Annotated in this window: 12 protein-coding genes and 1 pseudogene; 9 read left to right on the top strand and 4 right to left on the bottom strand. The window is 67.1% G+C overall.

Going from position 1 to position 14229, the window contains the following annotated elements; translation table 11 throughout:
- Positions 1 to 293: 293 nt before the first annotated feature.
- The 8 genes from KMAL_RS14410 (at position 294) to KMAL_RS14375 (ending at position 8072) form a co-directional block, all read left to right on the top strand.
- Complete coding sequence (locus tag KMAL_RS14410) at positions 294 to 1478, top strand: cysteine desulfurase family protein (RefSeq protein WP_110096294.1); 1185 nt, start codon at positions 294 to 296, stop codon at positions 1476 to 1478.
- 62 nt (positions 1479 to 1540) lie between these two features.
- A complete protein-coding gene (locus KMAL_RS14405; RefSeq protein ID WP_110096293.1) occupies positions 1541 to 1855 on the top strand; it encodes a ferredoxin family 2Fe-2S iron-sulfur cluster binding protein in 315 nt (104 codons plus the stop codon).
- Positions 1856 to 1953: 98 nt separating this feature from the next.
- The gene (gene mnmA / locus KMAL_RS14400) at positions 1954 to 3030 is read left to right on the top strand and encodes a tRNA 2-thiouridine(34) synthase MnmA (protein ID WP_110096289.1); all 1077 of its coding nucleotides are present in this window, start codon (positions 1954 to 1956) and stop codon (positions 3028 to 3030) included.
- 21 nt (positions 3031 to 3051) lie between these two features.
- Positions 3052 to 3720: a glutathione S-transferase family protein gene (locus KMAL_RS14395; protein WP_110096288.1), complete on the top strand. Its 669-nt coding sequence runs from the start codon at positions 3052 to 3054 to the stop codon at positions 3718 to 3720.
- Between the two features lie 26 nt (positions 3721 to 3746).
- Positions 3747 to 4832: a glycosyltransferase family 4 protein gene (locus tag KMAL_RS14390; protein WP_110096287.1), complete on the top strand. Its 1086-nt coding sequence runs from the start codon at positions 3747 to 3749 to the stop codon at positions 4830 to 4832.
- A gap of 98 nt (positions 4833 to 4930) precedes the next feature.
- A complete protein-coding gene (locus tag KMAL_RS14385) occupies positions 4931 to 5923 on the top strand; it encodes a CobW family GTP-binding protein (protein WP_110096286.1) in 993 nt (330 codons plus the stop codon).
- A gap of 8 nt (positions 5924 to 5931) precedes the next feature.
- A complete protein-coding gene (locus KMAL_RS14380; protein WP_239020160.1) occupies positions 5932 to 6984 on the top strand; it encodes a WD40 repeat domain-containing protein in 1053 nt (350 codons plus the stop codon).
- A 44-nt stretch (positions 6985 to 7028) separates the two neighbouring features.
- Positions 7029 to 8072: a glycosyltransferase gene (locus tag KMAL_RS14375; RefSeq protein ID WP_110096292.1), complete on the top strand. Its 1044-nt coding sequence runs from the start codon at positions 7029 to 7031 to the stop codon at positions 8070 to 8072.
- 101 nt (positions 8073 to 8173) lie between these two features.
- Here KMAL_RS14375 and KMAL_RS14370 read toward each other — a convergent pair whose 3' ends face one another.
- The 3 genes from KMAL_RS14370 to KMAL_RS14360 form a co-directional block, all read right to left on the bottom strand.
- The gene (locus tag KMAL_RS14370) at positions 8174 to 9550 is read right to left on the bottom strand and encodes a chloride channel protein (RefSeq protein ID WP_110096284.1); all 1377 of its coding nucleotides are present in this window, start codon (positions 9548 to 9550) and stop codon (positions 8174 to 8176) included.
- Positions 9551 to 9753: 203 nt separating this feature from the next.
- The gene (locus tag KMAL_RS14365) at positions 9754 to 10674 is read right to left on the bottom strand and encodes a cation diffusion facilitator family transporter (RefSeq protein WP_110096291.1); all 921 of its coding nucleotides are present in this window, start codon (positions 10672 to 10674) and stop codon (positions 9754 to 9756) included.
- A 17-nt stretch (positions 10675 to 10691) separates the two neighbouring features.
- Positions 10692 to 11720, bottom strand: coding sequence for a cation diffusion facilitator family transporter (locus KMAL_RS14360; protein ID WP_110096283.1), 1029 nt, complete (start codon positions 11718 to 11720; stop codon positions 10692 to 10694).
- 250 nt (positions 11721 to 11970) lie between these two features.
- Between KMAL_RS14360 and KMAL_RS14355 the strand changes: the two genes are divergently transcribed.
- Positions 11971 to 13656: an NAD(P)/FAD-dependent oxidoreductase gene (locus tag KMAL_RS14355; RefSeq protein ID WP_110096290.1), complete on the top strand. Its 1686-nt coding sequence runs from the start codon at positions 11971 to 11973 to the stop codon at positions 13654 to 13656.
- A 179-nt stretch (positions 13657 to 13835) separates the two neighbouring features.
- Here the strand turns inward: KMAL_RS14355 and KMAL_RS14350 are convergent.
- Positions 13836 to 14229 (bottom strand): annotated as a pseudogene (locus KMAL_RS14350) (primosomal protein N'); the annotation flags it as partial.

The following is a 14229-nucleotide window of genomic DNA, read 5'->3' as shown; positions in this document are numbered from 1 at the left end:
CTCTTCCTGGCCGAGTGCGAGTGGCGCTTCAACATCCGCTCGCCGGCAAAACTCCTGAAAATCCTCACTCAATGGGCTAAACTGTCCGCGTGAACCGTCCCAAACAATGCTTACCTATGCCAGCCCCTAAAAGTTTTTGGGTGCCGGATTTTTTCAAAAAGGCGGCGTTCTTCGAAGTTTTTTGTAAAAAGCTTCACCAGAAACTTCTTTATGGTAAGCGCATATGGTGCCGCGCATGAGCACTACCTTGACATGGTAGGGCTCTACCCACACGTGGCGGAGTTATGATGATAATGCTGGAGACGGCACGCCCGGGCGGGGATACCCCCGATGGGGAAATCTACCTTGATTACCAGGCGACGACGCCGTGCGACCCGCGCGTGGTGGAGGAGATGCTGCCGTGGTTCACGACGCATTTCGCCAATCCGCACAGCGCGGACCATGCGGCGGGGCGGCGCGTGCATGACGCCGTGGACATCGCCCGTGCCCGTGTCGCCGCCCTGATCGGGGCGGAAGCGCGGGAAGTCGTGTTCACCTCCGGCGCGACGGAGGCCAACAACCTCGCCATCAAGGGGGCGGTGCGCCACCTGCTGTCCACCGGCACGGCGCGGCGGCGGGTCATCACGGTGGCGACCGAACATAAATGCGTGCTGGAATCCGTTCGCGACCTGGCGGCCGAAGGGTGCGAACCCGTCATCCTGCCGGTCGGGGCGGACGGACTGCTGGACCCCGATGTGCTGCGTTGCGCGCTGGAGGTGCCGACGCTGCTGGTCAGCATCATGATGGCGAACAATGAAACCGGCGTGATGCACGACATGGCCGCCCTTGCGCCGCTGGTGCGCGGGGCGGGGGCGCTGCTGCACAGCGACCTTGCGCAGGCGGCGGGCAAGGTTGCGGTGGATGTGCGGGCCATGGGCCTCGACCTCGCCTCGGTCTCCGCGCACAAGATGTATGGGCCGAAGGGGGTGGGCGCGCTGTTCGTGCGGCGCAGGCCGCGCGTGCGCCTGGCCCCGCTGTTTTCGGGCGGGGGGCAGGAACGTGGCCTGCGCTCGGGCACGCTGCCCGCGCCGCTTCTGGTCGGCTTTGGCGCGGCATGTGATATCGCGATGCGTGAAATGGCGGCGGACGCCGCGCGTGGGCGCATGCTGCGCGACCACCTGCTGCACCTGCTGCGCGCCGGGTGTCCGGGGATCATGGTCAATGGCAGCATGGAACACCGCCTGCCGACCAACCTGAACCTGCGGTTCCCCGGCGCCACCGCCCTTGATATCATGGCGCGCGCGCCCGAACTGTGTGTGTCCACCGGATCGGCCTGTTCCTCGGCCGAGGTGGTGCCGTCATACGTGCTGACGGCGATGGGGCTGGATGCGGCGCAGGCGGCGCGAAGCTTGCGTCTGGCGGTCGGACGCTATACCTCACGCGCCGATGTGGATCGTGCGGCGGCGATCCTGTGCCGTGCCGCGGCCGGGAGCGCGTAGCGCGGGGATAGGAGTGGCCCGGCAGGGATGTCCGGGCGTGGAACTGTGTTCAGGATGGAATGATGGCGCATATTGTTTTTGTCGAACGTGATGGCACCCGGCGCGAGGTCGCGGCCCCGCTTGGCCTGTCGGTGCTGGAAATCGCGCACAAGAACGGAATTGACCTTGAAGGCGCGTGCGAGGGGTCGCTGGCCTGCGCGACATGCCACGTGGTGGTGGACCCGCAGTGGGCGGAGAAACTGACGCCCCCGACGGAGGATGAGGAAGACATGCTCGACCTCGCCTTCGGGCTGGAGAAGACGTCGCGCCTTGGCTGCCAGATCGTGATGACGGAGGCGCTCGACGGCCTCGTGGTGCGCCTGCCGCGCACGTCCTGAACGCGTGGGCGGATAATTCCTTTGACGCCGGGCCTGCGCCTTCGATAGGCAGGAAGGCCCGGTTGTCTCCTCAATCCTTCTGAAAGTAGAGCGGACCCATGCGTATCCTGGTCGCCATGTCCGGCGGGGTGGACAGTTCCGTCGTCGCCGCCCGCCTCGTCGCGGAGGGGCATGAGGTGGTGGGCGCGACCCTGCAGCTGTACGACTCGCGCGAAAGCGCGCGCAAGGGGGCGTGCTGCGCCGGGCGCGACATCCATGACGCCCGACGCGTGGCCGACCGGCTGGGCATCGCGCATTACGTCATCGATGCCGAACGGCGCTTCCGCGACAGCGTGATCGAGACGTTCGCCGACGCCTATGCCGAAGGGGAGACGCCCGTTCCCTGTGTCGCGTGCAATCAGGGCGTGAAATTCACCGATCTTCTGGGCATGGCGCGCGACCTTGGCGTCGATGCGATGGCCACCGGCCATTACGTCCGCCGCATCGAGGGGCCGCAGGGCGTCGAACTGCACCGCCCGGTGGACAGCACGCGCGACCAGTCATGGTTCCTGTTCGCGACCACGTTGCAGCAGCTTGGCTTCCTGCGCTTCCCGCTTGGCGACATGCCCGACAAGGACGCCGTCCGCGCGGAGGCCGAGCGTTTCGGCCTTGCGGTGGCGGGCAAGCCCGACAGCCAGGACCTGTGCTTCATCCCCGATGGCTCCTACGCCACCCTGGTGGAAAAGCTGCGCCCGCAGACCAGTGGCGCGGGCGAGATCGTGGACCTTGCCGGCAATGTCGTGGGCGCGCACGAAGGGGTCGCGCGCTACACCGTGGGGCAGAGCCGCCGCCTTGGGGATGCGACGATGCGTGGCGGGGAACGCCAGATGGTCGTGGGCATCGAACCCGGCCGCCGCCGCGTGGTGATCGGCCCGCGTACGCGTGGGGTTACGCGTGAACTGCGGCTGCGTGACATGAACTGGCTGGTGGAACCGCCTGCCGATGGCCTGCGCTGTAGCGTGCAGATCCGCGCGCGTGAGGCGGTGCGCCCCGCCACGGTCTGGCGCACGGACGATGGCGCGTCGGTCCTGCTGGACGAGGCGGCGGTGCCCGCGCCGGGGCAGGCCTGTGTGATGTATGACGGGACGCGGGTGCTTGGCGGCGGGTTCATCCGCCGTCACGACAGCGCCGCCTGACCACCACGAAAGGACGAAGACATGGCTGAGGGAACACTGGTCATCGGGACGCGGCGCTACTCCTCGTGGTCGCTGCGTGGCTGGCTTGCGGTCAGGCTGGCGGCGCTGGATGTGGAGGAAGTGGTGATCCCGCTGTCCAATGATGGCAACACGTCGGCCATCAAGACCATCTCCCCCAATGGCAAGGTGCCCTACCTTGAACATCGCGGGGTTGCGGTGTGGGAAAGCATCGCGATCTGCGAATACTGTGCCGACCTTGTCCCCGCGCTGTGGCCGTCCGTGCCGCGCGCGCGCGCCTTCGCGCGTTCCATCGCGGCTGAAATGCATGCCGGTTTCCGCGCGGTGCGTGCGGCGATGCCGATGAATGTGGGGCGCAATGCCCGTCCGCTGGCGGGGGGCACGAATGACGACATCGACGCGGACATCGCGCGTATTGATGCCATCTGGACCGAGGCCCGGCTGGATTTCGGGCAGGGTGGCATGTTCCTGTTCGGCGCGGACTTCACGCTGGCCGATGCGATGTATGCGCCCATCGTCTCGCGCTTCCTGTCCTATGGCGTGACGCCCTCGCCGGAATCGGTGGCCTACATGAACGCGGTGCGCGCGCATCCCCTGGTGGACCAGTGGTACCAGACCGCGCTGGCGGAGCCCAGGGAATGGCGCAACGCCCGGTTCGAGGACATTCCCTGATCCACGGGTCGGGCACCGTACGTCCCATGCGCGTTGTCACGGTCCTGCCCCGGCGGGAGGGATACAGCCCCGATGCCGTGGGTGCCATCGGGTTGCAGGTCACGGCCATGGCCGGGCCGGATGATGTCGTCGTGGGCATGCCCATAACAGGTGCGCCCCTGCCGGGCGGGCGGTTCGTGCCTGCGGTGGTGGGATGGTGGCCACCGGGGACGACGCTTTGGCGCTATGCCCGGGCGGTGGGGCGTGCGATACGTCGCGACACCCCCGCGCCCGACCTGATCGAGGTGCATAACCGCCCCGACATGGCGCTGTTCCTTGCGCGCCGGTTTCCCCGCATTCCCATCCTGCTGGTGCTGCATAACGACCCGCAGGGCATGCGTTTCGCCCGGACGCCCGCCGCGCGGCAGGCGCTGCTGGGGCGGGTGCATGTCGCCGCCGTCTCCCACTGGCTGCGCGACCGCTTCCTTGATGGCCTGCCTGACAACTGTGGCGCGCGTGTCGCCTTTTCCCCCAACGGGACCGCCATTCCCGCAACCTGCACGCCCCCTGCCGCGCGTGAACGGGTGGTGATGTTCGCCGGACGGGTGGTGGCGGACAAGGGGGCGGACCTGTTCGTGCAGGCATGGGCGGCGATCCGGGCCGCCCATCCGGGGTGGCGCGCGGTGATGTATGGCGCGGACCGTTTCTTTGCACATGCGCCCCAGACCCCTTTCATCGCCGCCCTGCGCCCGCAGGCGCAGGCGGCGGGGGTGGAGATGATGGGATACCGCCCCCATGCGGATGTGCTGACGGCGATGGGGCGGGCGGCGATCGTGGTCATGCCCGGTCGCTGGCCCGAACCCTTCGGCCTGAGCGCGCTGGAGGCGATGGCGGCGGGGGCGGCGCTGGTGTCCGCGCCCTATGGCGCGCTGGCGCGGGTGGTGGGGGATGGCGGCCTGCTGGTGCCCCCCATGCCGGTGGAAGGACTGGCGGCCGCCCTGTCCGGCCTGATGGCAGCGCCCGAGGAACGTGCCGCCCTGTCGGCGCGGGGACGCGCGCAGGCACGGTGTTTCGACCTGCCGCAGGCCCGCGCCATCCGTCACCGGGTCCGTGCCGCATGTGTCGGCGCATGACCGTGGCGCATGCCGACGGTATGGGGCAGGGGGATGTGACAGGCACGCCTGTATGCCTATATGCAGGAAACGTAATTCGAGAGTGATGGAGTAACACCATGTCGGACGCCACGCAGGCTTCGCCGGATACCGACCGGCTTGTGCCGGTCACGGTCCTGACCGGATTTCTGGGCGCGGGAAAGACGACGCTGCTCAACCACATCCTGACAGCCGAACATGGCCGCAAATACGCGGTCGTGGTCAATGAATTCGGCGAACTGGGGGTGGATAACGACCTTGTCGTCGATGCGGATGAAGAAGTGTTCGAAATGAACAACGGCTGCATCTGCTGCACCGTGCGCGGCGACCTGATCCGCATCCTTGGCAACCTGATGAAGCGGCGCGGCAAATTCGACGGCATCATTGTCGAGACGACCGGCCTTGCCGATCCCGCCCCGGTGGCACAGACATTTTTCGTGGACGAGGACGTGCGCGGCAAGACGCGGCTTGATGCGGTCGTGACCGTGGTCGATGCCTACAACGTGCTGCAGACGCTTGAGGAAAGCACGGAGGCGGTGAACCAGATCGCCTTTGCCGATGTCATCATCCTCAACAAGACCGACCTTGTCGATGAAGTGGCGCTGGCGACCATCGAATCGCGCATCCGTGCAATCAATGGGGTGGCGCGCCTGCATCGTGCGCAGCGTGGCGACGTGCCGCTCAGCGACGTGCTCGACCAGGGGGGCTTCGACCTGCAGCGCGCGCTCCAGCAGGCGCCGCGTTTCCTTGAGGAAACCGAACACCATCATGAGGAGGACGTGACCTCCATGTCCTTCGTGGTGGAGGAACCGCTGGATGCGGCGAAGTTCCAGGCGTGGATCGGCGCGCTGTTGCAGGAAAAGGGCGCGGACATCCTGCGCGCCAAGGGCATCCTGAACTACAAGGGGGAGCCGCAGCGTTTCGCATTCCAGGCAGTGCACATGATGGCCGATGGCGGCTTCATCGGCCCGTGGAAGAAGGACGAGAAGCCGGAATCCCGCCTTGTGTTCATCGGGCGCAACCTCAACCGCCCGCAGCTGCGTCGCGGCTTTGAAAGCTGCCGTGCGAAATGAGCGAACAGATGAACGGCAATTCCCTCCTCGAACGCCGGGGCGCGACCCGCACGCTGGAGGCCCATGTGACCGGCTGCGCCATCTCGCGCGACAGCCAGCAGGTCGCCTTCACGACGGGGGAGGGCGATATCGTCATCGCCCCGCGCGCCGACTGGGGGCAGGCCGATGCGTGGCAGGTGATGACCATCCATGACGGCGCGATCCTGTCGGTCGCCCCCGATGCCGCGCCTGACGGGTTCCTGACGGGCGGGGATGACAATGCCCTGCGCCGCGTGGCCGCCGATGGCAGCGTCAGCGACCTGGTGAAGGGCCGCCGCTGGATCGAGCATGTCACGACCTGGACCAACCCGAAGGACGCGACAAAGGGCGGCGTGATCGCCTTTGCCGCGGGCAAGCAGGTGGAACTGCGCGATGCGTCGGGGGCGAACACGCTCAAGACGCTGGAGCATCCCTCCACCGTCAGCGGCATCACCTTCGACGCCAAGGGCAAGCGCATCGCGGCCTCTCATTACAACGGCGCGACGATGTGGTTCGTGCAGGCCAAGGTGGACACGCCACGCCTGCTGGAATGGAAGGGCAGCCATATCGGCATCGCCATCCACCCCGAGGGCGAGGCGCTGGTGACATCAATGCAGGAATCCGAACTGCATGGCTGGCGGCTGTCGGACGGGCACAACATGCGCATGAGCGGCTACCCCTCCAAGGTGCAGTCGATGGCCTTTACCCGCAACGGCAAATGGCTGGTGACCAGCGGCGCGGATGTCGTGGTGATGTGGCCGTTCTTTGGTGGCGGGCCGATGGGCAAGGCGCCGGCGGAACTGGGCGGCATACCGGGCGTGGTCTGCACCCGCGTTGCGGTCCATCCCGTCCATGAGATCGTGGCGGCGGGCTTTGCCGATGGCACGGTGCTGCTGGCGGACACGGCAGCGCAGAAGCTGCTGCCGGTCTGCACGGCGGGCGGTGGCCCGGTTTCCGCCCTGGCCTTCAGCGAGGACGGGTGCGCCCTTGCCTTCGGGACGGAGGAAGGGCGCATCGCGGTCGTGGACCTGTCCACGCGTTGAGCACGCCATCGCACGCGGGCATGTCCATGCCGGACGTGCCCCCCGTGCGCGTCCTGCACATCATGGCGGGACGGGGGAATGGCGGGGCGGAACTCTACTCCACCGATGTGATCCTCAGCCTCCAGCGCGCAGGGCTGGCGCAGCGCGTGGTGATGCGCCCTGACGCCCCGCGCACCGCCGAACTGCGCGCGGCGGGGGTGGATGTCGTCACCGCTCCCCTGCGGCCGCCCCTTACCGCGATGCAGCGCTGGCGCATGGGGCGCGAGATCGCGCGTTACCGGCCTGACATCGTGCATTGCTGGCTGCGGCGTGCTGCCGAACTGACGCCGCGCAGGACGGGACGCGCGGCGCAGGTCATCGGATGGTTCGGCAATTACAAGGACCTGCGCGCATTTTCGCACTGCCGCTGGTTCGTCGGCTGCACGCCCGACATGGCGCAATCGATGCAGGCGCGCGGGGTTGCCGCCGGGCACGTCGCCTATATCCCGACCTTCCCGTCCGTGGAGGACGCGCCCCCCGTATCACGCCAGTCCATGCACACGCCCGACAATGCGCGCGTGCTGCTGACGCTGTCGCGCCTGCATGAGGCCAAGGGGCTGGAAACACTGCTGCACGCATTGCGCGACCTGCCGGACTGCTACCTGTGGATGGCGGGGGACGGGCCGCTGCGTGATGCGCTGGGGGAACTGGCCGCAACGCTGGGGGTGGCGTCGCGCGTGCGCTTCCTTGGCTGGCGGACGGACCGTGGCGCGCTGCTGGCGGCGGCGGACATCTGCGTGCTGCCGTCGCGTTACGAACCGTTCGGGACCGTCATCCTCGATGCGTGGTCGGTGCGTGCGCCGCTGGTCGCCTGTGCCAGTGCGGGGCCACGCGCGCATGTGCGCGATGGGGAAAACGGCATGCTGGTGCCGATTGACGATGTGGCCGCCCTGACGCATGCGCTGCGTGCCGTGCTTGATGACCCGGCCCTGCGCGCGCGCATCGTGGCGGGGGGGTATGCGCAGTACCGTGCCCGCTACACGCGTGAGGCGGTGACGCGGCAGTGGCTGGACTATTATCGCCATATCTGCGCGCCGGGACAGGATTGATAAAGTAATAAAAGTTTTTGGGTGCCGCCTTTTTTTAAAAAGGCGGTGTCTTTCGAAGCTTTTTGAAAAAAGCTTCACCAAAAACTTTTAAGAACAATCCTTTACCGTGTGGGGGCGGCCTGCTTTGGCGCGATCGGTGCCCTGGGGGCGGGGGGCTGCTGTTTTGCCACCCCGCCGAGGAACGATTCCGCCAGCGCGCTGTACAGCGAATGGTGGCAGATCATGCGTGAGACGCCATAGGCAAGGAACGCGGTGGCGAGCAGCGCCAGCGTGACTTCCTGATTGTCACACATTTCCATGACGATGACCGACGCCGTCAGCGGCGACTGCACCACGGCGGAAAAATACCCCACCATTCCCAGCAGGACGACAGCCCCCGGCGTGGTGTGCGGCAGGAACTGCGCCACCCAGCCGCCAAACCCCGCCCCGATCGCCAGTGACGGCGCGAACAGCCCGCCGGGAATGCCGGAGCAGTAGGAGATGATGGTGGCGATGAATTTCAGGATGAAGAACGACGCGGGATAATGCGCCTGCCCGTCAATGACGGAGCGCGCCTGATAATAGCCCGTGCCATAGGTGATGCCGTCCGATGCAATGCCCAGCAGCGCCAGCACCAGCCCGCATGCGGCGGCGAAGGCGACCGGGTGCCCCTTGGCGAAGCGGCCGAGCGCACCGGGCAGGCCCGCCGTCGCGCGGATCAGGATGGCGGAGAACACGCCGCCGCCCACGCCGCCAAGGATGCCGCAGGTCAGCACCGCGATCCAGCTGATGCCGATGGGCACGCTGACATCCGTGTGGCCGAAATAGGTGTAGTTGCCCACCAGCGCGATGGCGGTGACACCCGACAGGATCACGCCCGTCAGCATGGTGCCGCTGGTGCGCTGCTCGAACGAGTGGCTGAGTTCCTCGATGGCGAAGACGATCCCCGCCAGCGGCGTGTTGAAGGCCGCCGCCACGCCGGAGGCACCCCCCGCCAGGATCAGGCCGCGCCGCATGCTGACGGTGGACAGGTTCAGCCACCGCCCGCAGGTGTGCATGATGGCGGCACCCACCTGCACCGTCGGTCCCTCGCGCCCGATCGACGCCCCCGCCAGCAGGCCCAGCGTCGTCAGCGCGATCTTGCCAAACGCCACCCGCAGCGTCAGCAACCGGTCGACCACGGCGAAATTGGTCAGGTTCAGCGTCGCGATGGTCTGCGGGATGCCGCTGCCCTGCGCGCCACGGAACCATGTCCGCGTCAGCCATGATGACAGGGCGAGGCCACCGGGCGTCACCACCAGCATGATCCACGGGTTCCATGTAATCAGGTGCGTGCGGATGGCCGCCGCCCTGTCGGCCGCAAGGGCGAAGCCGACCGCCACGATTCCCACGGCGACGGCCGCCGTCCAGCAGGCAAGCTTGCGCCGCCACTGTTCCGTGGTGATCCGGGCGGAGCGCCGCAGGTGACGCCTGCGGGCAGGGGTAAGGTCAGGTTTCATCGCCAGGGCGTGGCTTTCAGTAATGCGTGGAACCGGGGGCGGTACCTGCCATGCAGGGGTGAAAATGGCGTTATCGGCCCCGAGGGGCGCCGGCAGTCTCCCATGCCGCCACCATGATCCCAAACCGATGCATGGGCGCAGGGTTGCGGTATCACGTCGCCGTGCCACCGCATGGCTGCCATCCCCGAAAGGGGAAGGGCGGATCAGGGCAGGACGATGACGCCGTTATGCTTGGCCTTGCGCTCGGGTTCAACATGGATGTTGATCAGCGCGCTGCCCAGTTCCTGGCGCAGGGCCTCCTCGATATGGTCACAGATCTGGTGCGCGGTCTCCACGCTCATGTCACCTGCGACGACAAGGTGGAATTCGATGAAGGTCATGGCGCCGACGATGCGCGCGCGGATGTCGTGCGCCTCGATCGCGCCGGTAGCATTGGCGGAAATGATCCGGCGGATCTGCGCCAGCGTGGCCGGGTCGGGGGCGGCGTCCATCAGGCCGGAAATCGACGTGCGCATCATGTCCCATCCGGTGCGCAGCACGTTGAGCGCGATCAGCGCGGCGAGGATGCTGTCAAGCTGTTCCCACCCCGTCAGCGGGATCAGCACGAACCCCGCCACCAGCGCCGCCGACGCCCATACGTCCGACAGGACATGCTGCCCTCCCGCGATCAGGGTGGGCGACTGGTGGCGCCGCCCCGCCGCCATCATGACCGATCCCCAGACGAGGTTGAGGACACCGGCCCCGCCATTGAGGATCACGCCCATCAGCGAATTGGTCGGCAGGTGTGGGGAAAACCATCCCTTCCACGCCTCGTGCCCGATGGTGACGGCGGTCATGACCACCAGCACCCCTTCGGCCACGGCGGACAGGTATTCGGCCTTGTAATGGCCATAGGTATGGTTCTCGTCCGGCGGCAGGCTTGCGACATGCAGCGCCCACAGCCCGGCCACGGCGGCGACGACGTTGATGATCGTCTCCAGCGTGTCGGAATACAGCGCGACACTGCCGGTGGCGCGCCACGCCGCGTATTTCATCCCCAGCGCAAGGATGCTGACCGCAAGCGTTACCCACGCGATCATGTTGCGCGATGCGCCCGAAGCGGGGGGCGTGGTCGATGTGCCCATGTCGGCGGAGACGCTGTTCATACGCTGTGTGCCGCCGCAAGGACGCACAGTGTGGCATCGTGGCGCGTTTCCATCTGCAGGGTGGGATGGACGATCTGGAAGCGCACCTTCAGTTCATGCGCAATGTCATGCAGTGTCCTGCTGTCCATCGCGGGGGCATGTCCGTCACGGACAAGGTGCACCGTCAGCGCGGTTTCGGTCGTGCTGATGGGCCAGATATGCAGGTCATGCAGGTCCACGATGTCGGGCAGGGCGCGCAGGTAGCTTTCCACCTGCACGCGATCGACCGAACGTGGCACCCGGTCGAGCGCCATGTCCAGCGAATCGCGCAGCAGCGACCATGTGCCGATCACGATGGAGACGGAGACCAGCAGGCTGACCACCGGGTCCACCCACAGCCATCCGGTCATCAGGATGATGCCGCCCGACACCACCACCGCAAGCGCCATCAGCGCGTCGGAGGCCATGTGCACGAACGCGCCGCGCAGGTTCAGGTCCCCCTTGCCGCCGCTTGCGAACAGCATTGCCGTCACGCCGTTGACGGCAATGCCGATGGCGGCGACGACCATCACCGTCATGCCCGCGACCGGGTGCGGATGGGCAAGGCGCAGCACCGATTCCCAGATGATCCCCCCCGTGACCAGCAGCAGTGCGACCGCGTTGCCAAGGGCTGCAAGGATGGAGGAACGGCGCAGGCCATAGGTGAAATTGGTGGTGGGTGAACGCCGCGACAGCACTTCCGCCAGCCACGCCGCCCCAAGTGCGAGCACGTCCGACAGGTTGTGCCCCGCATCCGCCAGCAGCGCGAGCGCGTGCGAGGCGACGCCCCACACGGCCTCCGCGATGACATAGGACAGGTTCAGCGCGATCCCGAAGGCAAAGGCCCGGCCATAGGACGCCGGGGCATGGACGTGGTGATGGCCGAACCCGCCGTGATGGGCGTGGTCGTGCCCGCCATGTGCCTCATGCCCGTGCCCGTCATGGCTGTCGTGGTCATGGGAATGGTCATGCCCGTGACAGGCGTCATCGTGATGCTCGTCGCCCATTGGCGCGCTCTTTCCTCAGTTTCTGCCCCGGTGGCGGCACGCCACGGAACGGGAACTTCCAACAGGGGGCGTGTGGCGCGCGGGTCCGCGCATGCCGTGCGGCGGAATGCGCGACGGTGCACTCGCCCCATCCGGGTCGGCATGATATGGCAGGCGCGCCGCACACGGGCAATGGGTGATTGCACGTCACCCGCCCATTCATGTCATGTCCCCCTGCCGGAGCGTCATCGTGTCGATGGACCCTTTCCCGATGATCAGACTTACCGAACTGCGCCTGCCCCTTGGCCATGACCGCGAGGCGCTGGAACAGGCCATCATCGAGCGTCTGGGCATTGCCCCGGACGCGCTGGAGGAGGTCGTGGTCTTCCGCCGTGGCCATGACGCGCGCAGGCGCGGGCGGGTCATGCTGGTCTATACCGTTGACTGCCGGGTGCGTGACGCGGGGGCGGTGCTGGCCGCGCATGCGGGGCGCGCCAACATCGCCCCCACGCCCGATACGCGCTACCGCTTCTGCATCGATGACGGGGCGCGGATCGCCGCGGGGCCGGGATACAGCAGGCCCGTCGTGATCGGGGCGGGGCCGTGCGGTTTCATGGCGGCGCTGGTCCTGGCGCAGATGGGCCTGCGCCCGATCATCCTTGAACGCGGCAAGGTGGTGCGTGAACGCACCGTCGATACGTTCGCGCTGTGGCGCAAATCTATCTTCAATCCCGAAAGCAACGTGCAGTTCGGCGAGGGCGGGGCGGGGACATTTTCCGACGGGAAGCTCTACAGTCGCGTCAGCGACCCGCGCCATTACGGCCGCAAGGTGCTTGAGGAGTTCGTGCGCGCCGGCGCGCCGGAGGAAATCCTCTACCTTTCCCACCCGCATGTCGGCACGTTCCGCCTTGTTTCCATGGTGGAGCATATCCGCGCGGAGATCGAGGCGCTGGGCGGGGAATACCGTTTTGGCGCGCATGTGGACGAACTGCTGGTGGAGCAGGGGGCGGACGGCGCGCGGCAGGTGACGGGCGTGCGGTTGCACGGGGGCGAGGTCATCGCGGCCACGCATGTCATCCTTGCCATCGGGCACAGCGCGCGCGACACGTTCGCCAGCCTGCATGCCAGCGGGGTGGAAATGGTGGCCAAGCCCTTTTCCATCGGCGTGCGCATCGAACACCCGCAGTCGGTCATCGATGTCGCGCGGTACGGCACCCGCACGCCGGACCCCGCACTGGGGGCGGCGGATTATTCCCTGTCCTACCAGGCGTCCAATGGCCGCTCGGTCTATTCCTTCTGCATGTGTCCCGGCGGGACGGTGGTCGCCGCGACATCGGAGGAAGGGCAGGTCGTCACCAATGGCATGAGCCAGTATTCCCGCGCCGAACGCAATGCCAATGCAGGCATCGTGGTGGGCGTGTCGCCGGAGGTGGACTATCCCGGCGGCCCGCTGGCGGGGATCGCATTCCAGCGCCACTGGGAACGCCAGGCGTTCCTTGCGGGTGGGGGCCGCTATTTCGCCCCGGCGCAGACGGTGGGCGATTTCCTGGCGGGCCGTCCCTCGACCTCGCTGGGCGATGTCACGCCGTCCTACCGTCCCGGTGTCACGCCAACCGACCTCGCCACCTGCCTGCCGGATTTCGCGGTTGCGGCCCTGCGTGAGGCGCTGCCGTCCTTCGACCGGAAGCTTGACGGGTTTTCCATGAAGGATGCGGTCATGACCGGGGTGGAGACACGCACCTCCTCCCCCCTGCGCATCCCGCGTGGCGCGGACGGGCAGGGCGTCAATACGCGCGGCCTGTATCCGGCGGGCGAGGGGGCGGGTTACGCCGGTGGCATCCTGTCGGCCGGGATCGACGGCATCCGCGTGGCGGAGGCCGTGGCCCTGTCGCTGGCGGGGCGTCCGGTGGACGGGCTGGTGCGCAAGGGGATGATGCAGGCGTCGGAGGCGCGGTAGGGTTTTCGAAGCTTTTTGCAAAAAGCTTCACCAAAAACTTCTATCAGTGCTTCGCGCGGCATTGTACGGGCTGGTATTCCGGGAACACTGTCCTTGCCAGCCCGTAATCCCGTTTAGGAATCAAAGTCTTTTTGCTTCTTTTTCTTCAGAAAAAGAAGACCCTTCTCTTGCCCTCAACCCTACAGAAACGAAATCGGATCGATATCCACATCCACCCGCGCCCCGCGTTCGGGTTTCACGCGCGACAGCCATTCGCGCATGATCGGCTGGACCGGGATATTGCGCCGCGCGCGCAGCAGCAGGCGTTGCCGGTGCCGCCCGCGCAGGATGGCAAGTGGCGCGGGCGCGGGCCCCAGCACCTGCACGCCCTCAAGGCGCGGGGCTTCCTGCCCCAGCGCGCGGGCGGTTGCATCGGCGGCCTCGGGTGTGTCGGCACTGACGATCATGGCGACAAGGCGGCCGAAGGGCGGCCAGAAGCCGGGACGGCGCTGTTCGGCCTCCTGTTCCATGAAGCTTGCGAAATCGCCGGAGACGAGGGCCTCCATCACCGGGTGGTCGGGGACGTAGCTCTGC

Origin of the sequence: Novacetimonas maltaceti, assembly GCF_002906255.1 — a bacterium.
GTDB lineage: Bacteria > Pseudomonadota > Alphaproteobacteria > Acetobacterales > Acetobacteraceae > Novacetimonas > Novacetimonas maltaceti.
Note: the sequence above shows the minus strand (reverse complement) of the source record. Positions and strands in the feature narration are given on the sequence as shown.